A 16,108-nucleotide genomic window follows, 5' to 3' on the forward strand; every position below is an offset into this window, starting at 1 on the left:
GTGGGTTGTTGGCATTGCAGATGGCGGAGGTTGCGCGGTGTAAGGGCACACAGGCAGCCAAGGCACCTAGGCGTAGCCGAGGGTTGCCGCGGCTTCAAAAGTATCAGTAACCAACATACTCAACGGTCCGCAGCCGACGACACCGTGCGGAGCCAGTATCAGGGCCGTACGTGGTAACCACCGCGGGCATCTACCTCTACGCCAGGCACGGTGCGAGTTGCCTCGAAATAGCGGTAGGCCGGGGCCAGGCTCTGCCAAAAGGCGTAGTGCGGACTGCTGCGGCGTGTTTGCAAGGCCGCTTCGGTAAGCTCGAAGGGGAAGATGTGCACCGGCAGCTCGGCCTGCCCGGCGGCGCGGGCCTCTACAGCCAGCACGTACAGCTCTTCCATCAACGCATCGGTGATGGGCAGGCAACCAATGGTAACATCGGAACCATGGATGAAGATGTCGCCGCCGGGGTTGGGAGCGGTGTGGGCGAGGTCGGCGGCGTTGGGGTAGTCGAGGCCGAGCGAGAGGTGGTAGAGGCTTTGGGGGTTAAAACGGTCGACGAAGTAAAAGCCTTCGGGCACCTGCCCGTCGCCGGAGCGGCGCTTGGGGCCCAGGGTGCCCGAGGTGCCGGCTATGTAATAGTTGCGCAGCAGCTGAAATCGGCCTTCGCCTTGGTTGCGGGCCCACACCTCCAACCGGCGGCCAACCTTAAACGCACGCAGGTACAGCTCGAGCCGCTCGGGCTGCAACTTCAGGCGCTGTAAATCGGCAAGTAACCTAGGCCAGCTGTTGGCATAGGCGGTGCGCACCCGCGGGTAGCGGTTTTGCTCGAGCCGAAAGGTAGGGGCAGAGGAGGATACAAAGCCGAGAATCGGCAAGAGCAGCAGGCACAGCAATAAGCGCATTGGTGGGGCAGAGGAGCAAATTCGCAACCTCAACGCTACCGCACAGGTGCTTAGTATTCGAATATTTTAATATACAAACGCTATGCTTCGGTGCCTTGCCGTGGTGCTGGGCTGAGCGTGCTACCTAGGGCCGGGCAATGTTTTCCAGGTCACCTCCGACACGGCGTCGGTTTTGGTGGAGAGGTACTTGTTGTAGAGCGCCTCCGCCTGGCCGTGGTCGAGCACGGCGCCACCTTCGGAGCGCAGCACCAGCAGCGGGGCGTTGGCGCCCAACCCAAGGCCTTGCGAAAGCGCTTGGTGCAGCTCGGGTGGCGTGGCAGCATCTTGCAGCTTTACCACGGTAATGGTTTGGCCGTCTTGCTCGATTTGCGTGAACACGCCCGTGGGGCTGGTCGAGAACGTGCCGCCGGGGCCTGCGGAGTAGTCTTGGTCGTGTGGCATAAATGTGGGTTGCGGGTAACTAATGCGCTGTACGCAGAAGCGCCACCGCACGGCCAAACCGCCCTAGGTGGCACGTGCCAATAAGTGGCTGGGCATCTGCGGGCGGTGCGGCTGCGTAGAGGCTTAGGCTTGCCGGGTGCCCGTGGCACCTAGCTGGGCTTTTGCGCACCCAACACTCTATTGCTATGAAAACCCTTTTGTTTGCGCTGCTGCTGAGCTTGGCGGCCTGCACCGCCACCAACGTCGAATCGGTAAACGAAGCGCCGGGTGTCAACTTTGCTGCCTACCGCACCTACAACTTCCTGGATGTATCGGCCCGCAACGAAGCTGCGTTTCAGAGCCCGCTCAATGGGGTGGAGGAGCTTAAAAGTGCTATTGCCACGCAGCTGGAGCGCCGCGGCTACCAACGCGCCGAGCAGCCCGATGTGTGGGTGAACATTGGCATAGTAACCCAGCAGCGCGTGCAAACCCGCGAAACCACCGTGCGCGAGGCCCCCGTGTACCTGGGGCAGCGGCGCTACGCGTGGCGCAGCCAGGAGGTGCCCGTGCGCGAGTACACCGAAGGCACGGCCACCGTGGAGCTGGTTGATGCCGCCCGCAACGAGCAGGTGTGGGAAGGCGCCGTGGCCGGGGTGCTCAGCGATAAACCCGAGGCCCTGAGCAAGCGCATCGAAGCGGCTATTGAAGACTTGTTTGAGCGCTATCCCGTGAAGCCGCAGCAGCAGCCCTAGGTAGCTTATGCCCGCCGCCAACGCCTACCTGCCCGATGTGCTTGAGGGCTTCGAGCAGCTGTTTATCGAGCAGCTTGCCGATTACGAAGGTCCGGTGCGCTGCACCTTGGTGCGGCCACAAGCGCCGCCGCCCGCCACGGGGCGCGCCGTACTTTACGTACACGGCTTTTCGGATTACTTTTTTCAGCAGGAGCTGGCCGAGCAGTGGCAGCAGCATGGCTTCCGATTCTATGCCCTCGATTTGCGCAAGTACGGCCGCTCGCTGCTGCCCCACCAGCGCGCCAACAACGTGCGCCACCTAGGCGAGTATTTCGCCGACCTCGACGCCGCTCTAAGTCAGTTGCAAGCCGAGGGAGCCCGTACCATCGTGCTGAACGCGCACTCCACCGGCGGGCTGATTGCCGCGTTGTACGCCGATGGGGGCACCCGCCGCGCGGCCGTGGCGGCGCTGGTGCTCAACAGCCCCTTTCTGGAGATGAACCAGCCCTGGCTACTGCGCCGCGTAGCCTTGCCGGTAATTACCCGCCTGGGCGCGGTGGCGCCCAACTTCAGCCTGCCCGCCCGGCTGCCTTGGGGCTACGGCCAAAGCCTGCACCGCCAGCACCACGGCGAGTGGGACTACAACCTCATCTGGAAGCCTATCGAGGTATTTCCCGTCAATTTTGGCTGGTTGCGCGCCATCCGGCAGGGGCACACGCGTGTGGCCCGTGGCCTGCAGGTGCAGCAGCCCATGTTGGTGTTGCACTCGGCCCGCACGGTACGCCGCTACCACCCGTTTTCCGACGAGTATTTCGGGGCCGATGGCGTGCTGAACGTGCAGCACATTCGAACGCTGGCGCCGCGCTTGGGGCCGCAGGTTACGGTGTGCGCCATCGAGGGCGGTATGCACGATCTGGTACTATCGCGGCCCGAGGTGCGCGCCGAGGTGTACCGCGTTATGTTCGGGTGGGTGCAGCAGGCCTTGCCACCGCTTTAGCTGCGGGCAAGCTCGGCTACATCGCAATCGGGCAGGGTGCGTATGTGCAGTAATCGGCCCAATGGCCCTAGGTGCCAGCAGCCCGGCGGGCAAGGGCACCTTGGCGGGGCAAATATCCACGTCAAACTATCCTTCCCGATGAACGTCAAGCTCAAACCGCTCGATCAGCAAACCATTGTAATAACGGGCGCTAGCAGCGGCATTGGCCGCGCTACGGCCCTGCAAGCGGCCGCCAAGGGCGCCAAGGTGGTGCTGGCCGCCCGCAGCGAAGACGAGCTGCGCAAGGTGGAACAAGAAATAACCAGCAAAGGCGGCCAGGCCTTGGTAGTAGTAACCGACGTGGCCAACCGGGCTGATATTCGTAGGCTCGCCGACCGCACCATCGACCACTTTGGCGGCTTCGATACGTGGGTGAACGATGCCGGTATTTCTATTTGGGGCCGCCTCGACGAGGTAAGCGACTACGACCACCGCCGCCTGTTCGAAACCAATTTTTGGGGCGCTAGCAACGGTTCACTCGAAGCCATTAAGTACCTGCGGCGGCACGGCGGCGCGCTCATCAACGTGGGCAGTGTAGCCTCCGATGTGGCTTTTCCGCTGCAGGGTATGTACTGTGCCAGCAAGCACGCCATCAAAGGGTTTACCGATGCCTTGCGCATGGAGCTGGAAGAGATGGGCGCACCCGTTTCGGTTACGCTCATCAAGCCTGCGGCCATCAACACACCGTTTCCGCAGCACGCCCGCAACTACATGGAGAAGGAGCCCAAGCTGCCCCCGCCCGTGTACGAGCCCGAGGAGGTAGCCGCGGCCATATTGCACGCCGCCACGCACCCCGAGCGCGACATGTATGTGGGCGGCGGGGGCAAGCTAATGAGCACCCTTAACAAGCACGTGCCCCGCGCCATGGACCGCTTCAGCGAAACCCTAATGGTGGAGCAGCAGAAGCGCAAGGAGCGGCCTCGCAAGCCGCAGGGCTCGTTGCACCAGCCTAGCCACGGCGGCCCCATTAAAGGCGACCACCCCGGCTACGTAATGAAAACCAGCCTCTACACCCGCGCCACTATGCACCCCTGGGCTGCAGGTGCCCTCATGGCCGTAGTAGGTGCCGCCACCGTGGCGCTGCTGGGTGGCAAGCGTAGTAAAGGCACCGCTGCTACCACCCCAGGTGGAGCACATGTGGCACCCGGCTACACCAGCCGCCCGCCCGTGCCGGTAGGCCAAAGCCCTGCCCTAGGTGCTGTGGGCACAACCAACCAAACCGGAGCCGGCATTTGAACACACTTCACCGGTTCGTAAAATCGGCTGGGTACTTGGGAAAGCAGGGGCCGCTAGGCTCACTTACTCCTAGGTACGCGGCCCGTAAGCATCATTCTGGCGTTTGCGCCGTATGGTGGGCTGCTGTTGTGTTCACTTTAGCTCTGCCCTTATGTCCTTCTCCTCTGCCCAACCCGAAGACCTACTCATCGACGCTGCCCGCCGGGGCGACGTAGCCCTGATTCGGGAGCTGCTGGCCACCGGCCTCGATGTCAACCTACAAAATGGCAAGGGCTTTACCCCGCTGATTGTGGCCTCGTACGACGGCAACCTCGAAGCTACCCAAGTGCTGCTCGAGGCCGGGGCCAACCCCAACGTGCATGACGTAAGCGGCAACACCGCACTGATGGGGGTTTCCTTCAAGGGCTACCCCGAAATTGCCCGCTTGCTCATTGAGCACGGCGCCGACCTGAACCAGCAGAACGGCAACGGCGGCACGGCGCTCATGTTTGCCACTCTTTTCGGCCGGCACAACATCGTGCCCGTGTTGCTCGAAGCCGGCGCCGATACCAGCATCCGGGACGTGCGCGGTCTGTCGGCCCGCGACCTGGCCGTGCAGCAAGGCAACGAGCAGGCGCTGCAATTGCTGAAAGAGTAGCCGCAGCGCCTAGGTGCTTGCAGCTGAAGGAGCTGCTGGTACTTGCATTGGCATATCAAAAAGGGCCGCCAAACATATGTTTGGCGGCCCTTTATTGTTGCGCTAGGTGTGCTGTGCGCAAAGCGGCAGGGTAGCACACGATGTATGCGTGCTGGCGGAGGTTACTGCTGGCCTTACTGCACCGTAACGGCGCGGGTAGTTACCTGCTGACCGTGCTCTACGCGCAGGATGTACACGCCCGTTGGCAGATTGGCCGTGTTGAAGGTGGTTTCGGTAACGGCACCGGCGAGCTGCAGCGTTTGCTCGGCAACGCGGCGGCCCAGCTGATTGAGCAGCACTGCCCGCGCGGGTTGGGCATCGTAGCCCTCGAGGCGCAGCGTAAACTGCTCGCGGGCCGGGTTGGGATACACGCTGGTCGCGGCGAGGGTAGCGTTGCTTTCAGTGATGCGGTTGCGGGCGTTGGAGGCGCCAAAGCTCGCGAGGTAGCCGCTCGTAAAGGTGCTGTTGAGCGCATCGGTGCCAAACCGGCACGAACCCGTGAACACACCCGCCGTGAAGATGGTGTTGTTGCGGTCGATGGCCAGCGCGGTGCTGGAGCTGGTACCCGGGCCGCTAACCAATGTGGGCTCAAATGCCTTGCCGTTGGGCTGCAGCTGCACCACAAACGATTGGTTGGTGCTCTGCGAGGTAAAGTTTGCAACACCCGACATAAACACTTTGCCCGTTGCCTTGTCCACGGCCAAGTCGCCGTCGTAGTCGCCGTTGGTGCCCCCTACGGCGGTAGCCCAGCCTACTCGGCCGTCGCGGTTGTAGCGCACTACTACTGCATCGGCGTCGCCGTGGCTGGTCAGGATTTTGCTGCCAAAGGTGCTGGTGCCCGAAAACGAGCCCGCCAGATACACATTGCCCTGGTTGTCGGTGGCCAGGGAGTTGCCGTTGCCGTTGGCGGCCGGAGCCTGCAGCCATTGCAGCTGGCCCTGGCGGGCATCAAACTTGGCCAAAAACAACGAGTAGCTGCTATTGGCCGGAATGCTTTGGCCCGCCAGCTGCATGCCGCCAAACTGGTTGCCGCTCAGGTAGCAATTGCCAAAGTTATCCACCGACACGCCCCAGCCGCGGTTGCCGCCGTAGCTGGCTACGCTTTGCCACATTTGGGCCCAGCGCACCGTGCCCTGCGGCGTGTAGCTGGCGAGGTACGTTTGCCGCTCGCGGTTGGCAAAGGCCAGCGCCCCGATGTGCACCTGGCTGCCGCTAGCCTGCCCCGTGAGGTAAGCATTACCCGCCAGATCGACGGCCACGGCCCAGGCCTCGCACGTGCCGTAGAGCTCGGTGCCCGATGCGCTGATTTGTTGTACCCACTGCACCTGCCCCGCGGAGCTGCACTTCAGCAGAAAAGCGGTATTGCCGCCGTCCGGGGTTTGGGCCGTTACCTGCTGGTTGTTGCCATAGCTCAGCGTACCCTGAAAATAGCCGGCCACGTAGCTGTTGCCCTGGGCATCTACCTGCACGCTGGTACCTAGGGCATTGGCGCTGCAAGGCAGTTGGGTAGCCCACACCACTTCGCCCGAGGGGCGGCATTTGGCTACGTACACGCTTAAGCTACCGGGCGAGGTAAGCTGCGTTTTGCCGAGCTGCAGCGTGCCAGCCACACGGCCGGTAACGTAATAATAGCCCGCGGCGTCAGTGGCTATGTCCATCACGCCGTTGAAATCAGAAACCGGTTGCGCCCACTTCCAAGTGGCGTTGGGTTGGGCTTGGGCCGACATACCAATAAATAGGCACAGGGCGAGTAGTAGCTGCTTCATACACAAAAACGGTAAGTAGGGGGTGGAGGAGTGGCCCGGCGTGGGGCCTGTGTGGCTGGTGCATAAGCACCCCAGCTCTTACGGTAACGGGCCAGAACAAGCTGCCCAAACTTTCAATCAACACTCGATGCCAACCAGCGCAGCTAATACCCTTAAATGGGCCACTGCCGACTAACCTCCCAAGCCAAGCTTACGGCGGAGGTTAGTAACATAATTCGAATACTAAAGCTAGGAGTGCTTGTGGTTAATCCAAAACAAAAATGAATAAGTTATAATAGTTGAGCTTGATAGTTGTGTTGTTTATTTAGTGTTGATGAGCTTTAAGCAATTGGTTATTAATGTGCTGCAATTATTTGCTGCATAAGGTAGGTGAGCCTAGGTTTTAATGGCTAAAGGAGTGTGCAGTCTTAACCCGGAAGGTAGAGCTGCAAGGTGCTCCGCATGTATGCTGAAACGCTCCGCTACCGAGTTCAAACCGGCCGCTTGGCCCTCGGCCTGCGCCAGCGCGTGCAGCTTGCTGGCGGCCTGCTCGGGCCCTCCGAACTGAAACGGTACTTGGGTGCAGTACGCCTGCGAAGCTGCGATTTTAGCCTCCAGAGCCTCGGCGGATAGTGGCACGGCTACTTCGCCCAAATTGGTAGGTAGTTCGGGCGCGGGCTGGGCCGTGGGCTGCCGAATAATATAGGGCGTGTCGCGGTACCACAGCACTGGCAACTCGCCGGCTGCAGCGCGTACGGCCTGCATCAGCCGCCGGTGGTCGACGTGCAAGCCCAAACCTTGCGGCGCAAACAGCAGTTGAGGTTGCAGGGCAGCCAGCTCGTGCCGGAGCAAAGTTTCTATTTGCTGGCCGATGTCGTCGGAGGGCAGCAGATCGGCAAACAGCGCGGCCGCGCTTTGGTAGCCCCGGTGCGGTGCTTCGGGCAAATCGAGCCAGCGCACGGTCGCTGCCCCAAGCAAGCTGGCGGCGGCGGTGTCTTCCTGCCGGCGCAGGGCCAGGTAATCTACCTCGGCGGGCAGGCCCTTATCGGTTTGGCAGGCCAGCGCAAAGCCGGTGGGATTGGGCACCGAGCGCGTAAAGGCCGTAAGCAGCACGCATTGCCAACCTTGGTGCGCTAAGCTGGCAAAGGTGCCGCCGCAGGAGAATGCTACGTCATCGAGGTGCGGCGAAAGAAACAGCGCTATGGGCATAGGCCAGGTATTCGGTATTGAGTACTACGGAATGGTTCACTTCTGACTTTATGCTGTTAACCGCTCATTGCTCATCATTTATTGATAATTGCCTATTACAGCAAGTGCGGAGCTTCGCGGTAGCGGCAAGGCTCGGGCGCGGCTGAGTCGTCGGGCCAGCCCAGATCGGGGGTGGTGCCGGCAAGCTGGCGGTACACCGCGTCGATTTGCCGCCCGATAATGGGCCAAGCATAGGTACTACGTACCTCGTTAAGGGCGGCGTGGGCCAGTTGCGCCCGCAAAGGCTCATCGTCTAGGGTTAAAGCCAGGGCATTGGTTAGGGCCGCTACATCGCCGGGGCGCACCAGCAGGCCGTTTTCGGCGTGGCGCAGGCAGTCGACTACGCCCACGGCCTCGGCCGCTACGCAAGGCAAGCCGCTGGCCATGGCTTCGAGAATGGTGTTGGAGAAGCCCTCGGCGTAGGTCGGCGACACAAACACATCGGCGCGGTGGTACACGGCGGGCACCTCGTCGTAGGCTACGTAGCCCGCAAGCTCCACCTGGGCCTGCCACGGGGCAGTTTGCACACGCTGGCGTACGGCTTCCAAATCGGGCCCAATGCCCGAAACAATCAGGCGCAGGTTGGGGCGCGTGGGGGCGAGTTGCTCAAAGGCATAAAGCAAATCAAGCACGCCCTTGCGCCGATCGACGCGGCCGTGGTAAAGCAGCGTGGGGTGGGCGGCGTTGGCCCACTGCCCCGGCTGCCAGTCGGCCCTAGGTCGGAAGCGGCTTACATCCACGGCACCGGGCACGTAGGTAAACCGCTCGGGCGCGGTGCCGTGGTTTTCCATCACCTCCTGCGCAAACGAAGGGCAGCCGATGAGCACCGCGCCAGCGTGGTTGAGCACCGCCCGAATGGCCCGCTGGTGGGTGCCGCAGCAGTTCACGCCTACCCAATGCCCGTCGCCGCCTTGGATGCTGACCACGTTAGGCACGCCTAGCAGCCGGCTCAGCTGCAGCGCGGCCAGGCCGGGTGGGTAGCCGTACTGCGCATGAATAATGTCGAAAGGGCGCTGCTGGTGCAGGTGTTGCACGGTATCCACAATGGCTTGCACGTCGTCTTCGAACCGCCCGCCGTTTTGCTCGCCGTGAGCTTCGAGCCCTACCACCCGCACGCCCGGCACCGGCGGCGGTGGCCCGCCGCCGTACACGCCGCGGCCCACGGCATCGTTGCGGTACTGCGACACCATGGTTACCTCATGACCTAAGGCCACCAGCTCGCGCAGCAGGTTTTGCGCGTACACGCTCATGCCCGAAATGGCCGGAAAGTAGCGGCGGGAGATAAAGCAGATGTTCATGCGGATTGCAGTTGGCGTTCGGTCTGGCGCAGGTAGCGCAGGGCTTCGGGTATCATGAGGTGGGCGCGGTGCGACTCGCGCGAAAGCTCCACGCACACCAGGCCCCGGAACCGCACGGCGCGCAAGGCTTGAAGCACGGCGGCTACGTCCATGTCGCCTTCGCCGAAGGGCAGGTGCTCGTGCACGCCCCGCCGCATGTCTTCGATGGCTACGGTACCAAGCAAGGGCGCCAGCTCGTGCACGGCAGCGGCCGGTTCGCGCTCCTGCGTAACCAGCAGGTGCCCCGTGTCGAGGGCCAGGCGCAGGCTGGGCACGGCCTGGCGCACCCGCAGAAAGTCATCAACGGTTTCAATCAGCATGCCGGGCTCGGGCTCCACGGAGGCTACCACGCCGCGCTCCTGAGCTGCCGCGGCTACTTGGTGCAAACCTTCGAGCAGCCACTCCCAGGCTTGCTCGCGGGCCACGCTCGGTTGCGGCACCCCGGCCCAAAACGACACGGTTTCGCTGCCGCAGGCCGCACAAATGTCAAGGCAGCGCGTCAGGAACTCGACGCGCCGCTGCCGGCCGGCCAGGCTGGGGCTGAGCAGCGTGGGCTCGTGTTTCTGGCGGGCATCGAGCAGGTAGCGGGCGCCGGTTTCAATTACCAGTCCTAGGTTTAGCTCGCGCAACTGGCGGTTGAGCTGGGCGTTGCGGCCCCCGAAGTCGGGCGCAAACGGGTCGTGGTGATGGTGGTCGAGCGTTAGGGCCACGCCGTCGTAGCCGGCTTCGGCAATCAGTTCCAGCGCATCGCTGAGGCGGTGGTTAGCAGCCCCGTTGGTGTTGTAGGCGTAGCGAAGCCCTAGGTTATCCGGCTTGCTTTCCGGTTGTGAGGTAGGGTGGCTTGGAGTAGCAGCGACCGAGAAGTTAGCCGGGGTTGTGGGCTGAAGTGCCCCGCGGGCAGCAAAGTTTTCAGGCATGGGCGGGAGCAGTTTCGGGCGTGCTGAAATGGTAGACGTGGCGTTCCGGCTCGCGGTACAGCGCGTACAACTCGCCCACCACCTCGCGGGCCAGCACGGGGTTAAACCAGGCCGGTTCACCTAGGGCGGCCTCGGCGGAGGCGGGCAGCGGCACGCGCAGAGCACCGGGGGGCGGCGTACCTAGGCCCACCAGTGGGCTGCGCCGGGCTAGTAGTTTGCTAAGGTTGCGGCGACCGATGCGGTCGTACGTCATGGTTTCGACCTCCAACTCGGGCACTACGGCCTTGAGGGTGCGCACCGGGCCGCTGGGGTCGGTAAACTCCACGTAGTACACTTCGAGCCCCGCGGTAGCTAGTCGCTCGTGCACCACGCGCAATAGCTCAGCAGGGTTGCCGAGCGAGCCGTAGGGCACCGTGGGTAGCTCCGAAAACCGCACCCTGCGCGCTACCCGAAACACCGTATCCTGCAGGCGGGCAAATAGCTCGGTGGGCGTAAGGGCCAACCACTGCCGCATGGCCTCGGCGGCGCGAGTTTCCTGGTTTTCGAGGCGGGGTGGGTCGTGGCGTACCTGGGCCAGGTACTCCGGCGCCACGTCATTCAGCCAAGCCATATCGCCGTGCTCGAAGCGCTTGCGCACGCGGCTCGAGGCAAACTCGCGCAGGGCTTTGGCCAAGGCTACTTCGCGGTCGGGGTGGGCGGCCTCGCCGCAGCCCGTGAGCATCAGCGGGTGCGGCACCTGCCCTAGGTCGCGCTCGTAGCCCACCACGTAGAGGCTGCAAATACCGAAGTCAGCCGAAGCCAGCTTTACCTGAATTTCTAGCCCGGCCTCGTCGTAGCGCTGCAGCAGGGCGCGGGTTTCGGGGTCCTGCACCTCATCAAGCTCGATGAGCACGCCTTGATCGAGGGCACGGTAGCTAATGGCGTTGCCGTCGCGCTGCAGCAGCTCAAGCAGCCCGTGCGACAGCGCCCGCTCCAACGACTCGCCCGCGCCCATGCCGTTGGTTATGGGCGTGTACAGCCAATCGTGCGCGGCTTGGCCGTGCCAGTCGCCGGGCCAGGTAGCCGCCGTTTCAATGGGCACCCAAATAACTTCCTGACTTGGGTAGGAGCGGGCTTGTGTCCAGAGCAGTTCGGTGTCGGGTGTGTAGGAGGTGCCGACGGGCAGCCGGTCGCGCATCGGATCGAGGCAGCGTACGCCTTCGGCCAGCAGCTGCCGGTACGAGGCCCGGCGCCGCGGCATTTGCGTGAGGTAAAGGTTCACGAAGGTTTCCTCCGTGATTTCGCCATAGGCACCTAGGCGCGCCTGGTAATCGGTGGGGCCGTAACCGGTACCGGTGCTCATACCGCCGGGTAACCACTGCGCCAGGCTCCAAACGGGCACGCCTAGGTAATCGAGCGAGCTGAGGGGTATTTCATACACCGGCGCCGGCGGCAAGGCTTTCTGGTACAACTGAATTGGATCCGTGGGTGAGGTCGGGGGCATGGCTGGAAGTCGTTAGCGGAAGGATATCGGCGAAGGGGCGCCCGGCGAGCTGGGCCGCGAATAGCTGCCGGGCGGCGGCTTTGCCGCCCGCGGGCACGGGCTCCCAAGGCGTGAGTACCCCGTCGAACTCGAGCGGCTCGAGTACGGCCTGGTAGTGGCGCACATCGGCGTGCGATAGGGGAATGTGCGCGTCGTAGGCCCGGTGGGTGCTGATGTGGGTAGCCTGCCCATCGGCATCGAGCTTAAACTTGAGCGCATCGCCGCAGCACAGCAGCTGCCGCGGGGGCAGGTGCAGCACGGCGTGGCCGGGCGTGTGGCGGCCGGTGTGGTGAAGCACGGCGCCCGGGTGCAGCTCGGCGCGGTCTTCGTAGGGCCAGTTCACCCGAAAAGCCTGGCAGAACGGCAGCTCATCTTGCTGCATTACTACCTCGGGCTCGAAGGCCTCCACCAGCTGCCACAAGGCGCCAAACACGTGGCAGTGCGAAGCCGATAGGTACCGAATGCCTCCTAGGTCGCGGATGAAATCCAGCGCCTCGGCGCTGTAATAACCGGCGCCTTCAAAGGCTACGTTGCCGTGCTCGGCATCCACAATGAGGTAGCCGCGCGGGCCAATGCCCAACTGCGGCTCGTTCCAGAACTGCCAGATGCCCGGCAGCACCTCGGCCCACTGCATGCGCAAGCGGCCGCCCACCTCGGCTTCGGTGGCGAAGGTCCAGCCATTAGGGGGCAGGGGGTGGCGGTAATCGAGGCAAACCGGGCAGCTGGGTGGGCCCGGCGCAAAGTAGCGCTGCCAAAAACCGCAGTTGGTGCACGCGTAAAGCTGATGCATGGAAAGCTGGCGTTTGGGTAGGAGGAAAGTACCTAGGTCGCAATCAGTACGTCAGGGCCAAGGAGGCTTGGCCCGCGCCGGGTTCGGTTGCGGCGGGCGCAGCAGCTGATGCCGGCGCCACGGCATGCGCGGTGGGCTGCGCGGCGGCATCGAGCAGGCGCATGGTGTGCAAATCGAGGGTGGCGGGGTACGGAAACGGCCGGCCCGTGCGCACGGCTTCGGCAAAAGCCTCGATCTGCCGCTGAAAAGGCGAGGCTTCTAGGTCGAAAGCCACGTCTTCGGTGCGGCCGTCGGCGTGGGTAAGCTGCAGCGAACCGCCGGGTGTCTGGCCCATGGTGTTCAGGGCCACGGCGCGGGCCCGGTCGCCGATTACCTCCAGCGTGCGGCGCGGGTAATTGTCGGGGCAGTTGTAAGCCACAGAGTGCGAAAGCAGCACGCCGCTGGCCGTGCGCCCAATCAGCACGGCGCCATCGTCGACGGGGTAGGGGTGCACGCGGCGCTGCATGAGGGCGGCAATTTCCACGAGCGGCTCGCCCAGCAGCGTTTGGGTGAGGTCGAGGCCGTGCGGCGCCAGGTCGATCATGGCGCCGCCGCCAGCCTCCTCGGGCGAAATGCGCCAGTTGTGGTACACACCTAGGTCGGTTTGCGGCGTCCAGTCGGCGGGCGTCCAGCAGGCGTAGTGGATGCGCACGCAGGTGATGGTGCCCAGCACGCCGGTTGCAATCAGCTCGCGCAAGCGCACGTGGGCCGGATGGAAGCGCTGATCGAAAGCCGTAGCCAGCAGGGTGCCCGCTTCGGTAGCCGCTTCAATCATGCTGGCCGCTTCTGGGGCTGTACGGGCCAGTGGCTTTTCGCAAAGCACGGGCAGACCTGCCGCGGCCAAGGCCTGTACTACGGCGGCGTGGTGGGCGTTGGGCGTGGCCACGTACACGGCCTGCAGCCCCGGCGTGTGGATAAACTCTTGCAGGGCAGTGGTGCGCAACACCTGCGGCTGCTCGGGCGCAACGGCTGCCAAGGCCTGCGGATTCAGGTCGCAGAGGGCGACTAAGTGGCCGTTGGCCGAGGCCGTAATGGCCGGCGCTACGTAGTCGCGAGCTACCCAGCCGCAGCCTACAATACCCCAACCAACCGATGTTGCGTTGCTCATAACCTAGGGGTTGCGTTGCTGAATGAAGTTGCCGAGGGTCGGACAAGCCTAGCCCTGCGGCTTTGCCTAAGCGGGTGCCGAATGGCGCTGCCTAGGTATGCGGCAACAAGCCGGCTGCGGCCAGCACCTGCCGGTGAAACTGCTGCGTAAAGCCGGCGTGCACGATGTTCAAATCGTCGAGGGCGTGGTGCAGCCGGAACTGCGCGCTTTGGTCGTGCCAGGCCATTTCGAGCACGCGGTCGAGCACATCGGCGGCATGGAAAGCCTGGGCCGAGGCATGCTCCAGCGCTTGAATACGCGCCAGCGCCTGCTCTACGGCGGGCCGCAACGTGGCCGGCAATTGCCCTAGCGCCTGCGCAGTGGCCTGCGCCATGAGCCCTGGCAAATGGTTGCCCAGTAGCTCGTCGCCGGCGTAGCCGGGGTCGGGCAGCACGGCGTTGTGCAGGTGGTGCGCCATGCCCATCAGGAACGCCTCGCCGGGCTCTGCTTCAAACTGCGGAGAAAGCAGCACGGCGTAAACAGCTACCATCAGGCAATGGTCGGCGTGGCTTTCGGTAGGCCACAGTATAATGCGCGCCCGGCCGGGGTGCGTAGCGCCGGCGCGGGGCTGCTGGGCGAGCTGCGCTACAAAGGCGGGCTCGGCACCTAGGGCGGGCGTGGCAAACAAGGCATCGGCCAGCTGCGCGCTTAGCGCGGGCGGTAACTGGGCGGTAATTTGCCCTAAAGCCTGTTGCAATACTTCGCGGGCGGTTTCGGCGGGCATGCCCAGTTGTTGCAGTAGCGCGGCGTGGTAGCCCGGCAGGCGCACACTTACCAGGGCGCGGGCAGTTTCGTGCAGGGCTACTTCGGCTAAGGGTGCGCCCGCTGCCAGCGCGGCCCACGCGCGGGCAAAAGCCTGCTCGGCCAGAGAGTGGGAACTACCGGCCACGCGTACCCGCTTCAGGTCGTTTAGTTCGCGCAGCAGCGGGGTTGGGGTGCACAAAGCGGCCAGCGCCTCGGACCTGGCCGGAGCGCTGGTAGGCAATGCAGCCAGCACCACCTAGGCCGTAGGAGCGTTGGGGCTGAAATTGGCCAGCGCCGCTGCCATGGCGCCGTTCACGGCTACTGGGGCGGCGGGTTGCTCGGCAGCCAGCCAATCGAGCAGCATGGCCTGTTGGCGCTCAAATGCGTGCTCGGGCTGGGTGTGCGCATCGGGCACCATCGGCGATTTAAAGAAGCCGCTCAGGGCCGGCACCACGCCGCCTTCGCCGCGGCGCTTGGCTAAATCGGCGAGGCGTACCAGCTCCAGCACCAGCGGCGCGGCCAAAATGGAGTCGCGGCACAAGAAGTTAACCTTGATCTGCATTTTCTGGCCCAGGAAACCTTCGACGTCGATGTTGTCCCAAGCTTCTTTGTTGTCGCCGCGCGGCTGGTAGTAGTGAATGTGCACCACGTGGCTATCCACCTTGTAGCCCAAAATCTGATCGAGCACCGAGCCTTTGGTGGTGAGCTTGGAAGCCAACGATTCAGGGTTGTCGAGCGCCTTGCCGTCGCGGTTGCCCAGGATGTTGGTCGAAAACCAGCCGTCGACGTGCAGGTTGCGGGCGCGGAAGGCCGGCGCCAGCACGGTTTTCATAAAGGTTTGGCCCGTTTTGCCATCCTTGCCCGCCACCGGAACGCCGCGCTGCTCGGCCAGGCGCAGCAACGCCGATGCATCGGCCGCGCACGAGGGCGTGAAGTTGACGTAGGGCACCTCCTCCAGAATGGCCGCGTAGGCGTAGAGCATGGCCGGCGGTATGCGCTCATCGTTGTTGCGCACGGCTTCGTCAAAGGCTTCGGGCGTGGCAAACAGGGGCAGCGTAAGGTCGGGCATGGCTTCCGTCGAAGCCAGATTAACTACCACCACGCGCTCCAACTGCTGTTCATCTTTAAAGCGCCCTAGGTCGGCCCGAATGGCCTCTACGGCGGCAGCGTGCGAGCTTACCGCCAGCAAGTGCTGGCCCGTAACGTTGCGGCAAAAACGCGCATTACCCACGGCTGGCCAGGGCCGTAGAGCACTAAGCTCGGCATCGGCGGCGGCTAGTTGCTGCGGCTCCAGCACGCGGTGCTGGCGGGCGGCGGTAGCAAGGTCGTCGGCACACAAATCCCAGCCGGCAAATACCAGGTTCCCGTAATCAGCGAGTTGGGCGGTAAGCTCGGCGGGCAAGGTAGCCAGCGGCAAACCCGTGGTGCCAATTGCGCCAGCCCGCATTAGAGCTACGCCGGCAATGGCGGTGCTGGCCACTGCACCACCTAGGCCCACTACCGCTACGCCAACGCGCTCCGAGCGGGCATTACTACGAGATGTGACGGTGCCGGCAACTGCCCCGTTACGTGGAGTGGTAGATAACGACATACAAAAGGGTTTTGGTTGGGGGATAGACTAGGCTAG

15 protein-coding genes are annotated in these 16,108 nt (G+C 63.7%); 4 read left to right on the top strand and 11 right to left on the bottom strand.

The genetic code is table 11. The features are described 5' to 3' along the window. Positions 1–158 precede the first annotated feature (158 nt). Together ASU33_RS19235 and ASU33_RS19240 are read right to left on the bottom strand one after the other, a co-directional pair. Positions 159–893, bottom strand: a complete 735-nt coding sequence (locus ASU33_RS19235) for a L,D-transpeptidase family protein (protein ID WP_059072421.1) — start codon at positions 891–893, stop codon at positions 159–161. A gap of 120 nt (positions 894–1,013) precedes the next feature. Beyond that, positions 1,014–1,334 (bottom strand): hypothetical protein, encoded by a 321-nt coding sequence (locus ASU33_RS19240; RefSeq protein ID WP_059072422.1) that lies wholly within the window; start codon positions 1,332–1,334, stop codon positions 1,014–1,016. Positions 1,335–1,519: 185 nt separating this feature from the next. Between ASU33_RS19240 and ASU33_RS19245 the strand changes: the two genes are divergently transcribed. From ASU33_RS19245 to ASU33_RS19260, 4 genes are all read left to right on the top strand, one after another. Further along, the gene (locus ASU33_RS19245) at positions 1,520–2,065 is read left to right on the top strand and encodes a DUF4136 domain-containing protein (RefSeq protein ID WP_059072423.1); all 546 of its coding nucleotides are present in this window, start codon (positions 1,520–1,522) and stop codon (positions 2,063–2,065) included. A gap of 7 nt (positions 2,066–2,072) precedes the next feature. Next, entirely contained in the window at positions 2,073–3,041 is a 969-nt protein-coding gene (locus ASU33_RS19250) for an alpha/beta hydrolase (RefSeq protein ID WP_059072424.1), read from the top strand. Between the two features lie 138 nt (positions 3,042–3,179). After that, positions 3,180–4,316, top strand: coding sequence for an SDR family oxidoreductase (locus ASU33_RS19255; protein WP_078063262.1), 1,137 nt, complete (start codon positions 3,180–3,182; stop codon positions 4,314–4,316). Between the two features lie 151 nt (positions 4,317–4,467). Beyond that, positions 4,468–4,953 (top strand): ankyrin repeat domain-containing protein, encoded by a 486-nt coding sequence (locus ASU33_RS19260; RefSeq protein ID WP_059072425.1) that lies wholly within the window; start codon positions 4,468–4,470, stop codon positions 4,951–4,953. Between the two features lie 173 nt (positions 4,954–5,126). Here ASU33_RS19260 and ASU33_RS19265 read toward each other — a convergent pair whose 3' ends face one another. The 9 genes from ASU33_RS19265 to ASU33_RS19305 form a co-directional block, all read right to left on the bottom strand. Beyond that, positions 5,127–6,758: a T9SS type A sorting domain-containing protein gene (locus tag ASU33_RS19265; RefSeq protein ID WP_059072426.1), complete on the bottom strand. Its 1,632-nt coding sequence runs from the start codon at positions 6,756–6,758 to the stop codon at positions 5,127–5,129. Between the two features lie 375 nt (positions 6,759–7,133). Beyond that, positions 7,134–7,946, bottom strand: a complete 813-nt coding sequence (locus ASU33_RS19270; protein WP_078063263.1) for a PIG-L deacetylase family protein — start codon at positions 7,944–7,946, stop codon at positions 7,134–7,136. 95 nt (positions 7,947–8,041) lie between these two features. Continuing rightward, on the bottom strand, positions 8,042–9,283 hold the full coding sequence (locus tag ASU33_RS19275) for a glycosyltransferase family 4 protein (RefSeq protein WP_059072427.1): 1,242 nt from the start codon (positions 9,281–9,283) through the stop codon (positions 8,042–8,044). Further along, on the bottom strand, positions 9,280–10,239 hold the full coding sequence (locus tag ASU33_RS19280; protein WP_078063264.1) for a sugar phosphate isomerase/epimerase family protein: 960 nt from the start codon (positions 10,237–10,239) through the stop codon (positions 9,280–9,282). The genes ASU33_RS19275 and ASU33_RS19280 overlap by 4 nt, the downstream gene beginning before the upstream one ends. Next, positions 10,232–11,722, bottom strand: a complete 1,491-nt coding sequence (locus ASU33_RS19285; RefSeq protein ID WP_078063265.1) for a YcaO-like family protein — start codon at positions 11,720–11,722, stop codon at positions 10,232–10,234. Before ASU33_RS19285 ends, ASU33_RS19280 begins: the two co-directional genes overlap by 8 nt. Continuing rightward, positions 11,652–12,551, bottom strand: coding sequence for an MBL fold metallo-hydrolase (locus ASU33_RS19290; RefSeq protein ID WP_059072429.1), 900 nt, complete (start codon positions 12,549–12,551; stop codon positions 11,652–11,654). Before ASU33_RS19290 ends, ASU33_RS19285 begins: the two co-directional genes overlap by 71 nt. Before the next feature lie 43 nt (positions 12,552–12,594). Next, positions 12,595–13,698 (bottom strand): Gfo/Idh/MocA family protein, encoded by a 1,104-nt coding sequence (locus tag ASU33_RS19295; protein WP_059072430.1) that lies wholly within the window; start codon positions 13,696–13,698, stop codon positions 12,595–12,597. A gap of 91 nt (positions 13,699–13,789) precedes the next feature. Beyond that, positions 13,790–14,722, bottom strand: a complete 933-nt coding sequence (locus ASU33_RS19300) for an HD domain-containing protein (RefSeq protein WP_059072809.1) — start codon at positions 14,720–14,722, stop codon at positions 13,790–13,792. 15 nt (positions 14,723–14,737) lie between these two features. Beyond that, positions 14,738–16,072 carry an inositol-3-phosphate synthase gene (locus tag ASU33_RS19305; RefSeq protein ID WP_078063266.1) on the bottom strand — a complete coding sequence of 445 codons (1,335 nt, stop codon included), beginning with the start codon at positions 16,070–16,072 and terminating at the stop codon, positions 14,738–14,740. Positions 16,073–16,108: the final 36 nt, after the last annotated feature.

Source organism: Solirubrum puertoriconensis (genome assembly GCF_001483135.1).
GTDB classification, from domain to species: Bacteria; Bacteroidota; Bacteroidia; order Cytophagales; family Hymenobacteraceae; genus Solirubrum; species Solirubrum puertoriconensis.

Coding starts and splice junctions, on each gene's coding strand:
- ASU33_RS19235 (WP_059072421.1), bottom strand. CDS start 893: ATGCGCTTATTGCTGTGCCTGCTGCTCTTGCCGATTCTCGGCTTTGTA.
- ASU33_RS19240 (WP_059072422.1), bottom strand. CDS start 1,334: ATGCCACACGACCAAGACTACTCCGCAGGCCCCGGCGGCACGTTCTCG.
- ASU33_RS19245 (WP_059072423.1), top strand. CDS start 1,520: ATGAAAACCCTTTTGTTTGCGCTGCTGCTGAGCTTGGCGGCCTGCACC.
- ASU33_RS19250 (WP_059072424.1), top strand. CDS start 2,073: ATGCCCGCCGCCAACGCCTACCTGCCCGATGTGCTTGAGGGCTTCGAG.
- ASU33_RS19255 (WP_078063262.1), top strand. CDS start 3,180: ATGAACGTCAAGCTCAAACCGCTCGATCAGCAAACCATTGTAATAACG.
- ASU33_RS19260 (WP_059072425.1), top strand. CDS start 4,468: ATGTCCTTCTCCTCTGCCCAACCCGAAGACCTACTCATCGACGCTGCC.
- ASU33_RS19265 (WP_059072426.1), bottom strand. CDS start 6,758: ATGAAGCAGCTACTACTCGCCCTGTGCCTATTTATTGGTATGTCGGCC.
- ASU33_RS19270 (WP_078063263.1), bottom strand. CDS start 7,946: ATGCCCATAGCGCTGTTTCTTTCGCCGCACCTCGATGACGTAGCATTC.
- ASU33_RS19275 (WP_059072427.1), bottom strand. CDS start 9,283: ATGAACATCTGCTTTATCTCCCGCCGCTACTTTCCGGCCATTTCGGGC.
- ASU33_RS19280 (WP_078063264.1), bottom strand. CDS start 10,239: ATGCCTGAAAACTTTGCTGCCCGCGGGGCACTTCAGCCCACAACCCCG.
- ASU33_RS19285 (WP_078063265.1), bottom strand. CDS start 11,722: ATGCCCCCGACCTCACCCACGGATCCAATTCAGTTGTACCAGAAAGCC.
- ASU33_RS19290 (WP_059072429.1), bottom strand. CDS start 12,551: ATGCATCAGCTTTACGCGTGCACCAACTGCGGTTTTTGGCAGCGCTAC.
- ASU33_RS19295 (WP_059072430.1), bottom strand. CDS start 13,698: ATGAGCAACGCAACATCGGTTGGTTGGGGTATTGTAGGCTGCGGCTGG.
- ASU33_RS19305 (WP_078063266.1), bottom strand. CDS start 16,072: ATGTCGTTATCTACCACTCCACGTAACGGGGCAGTTGCCGGCACCGTC.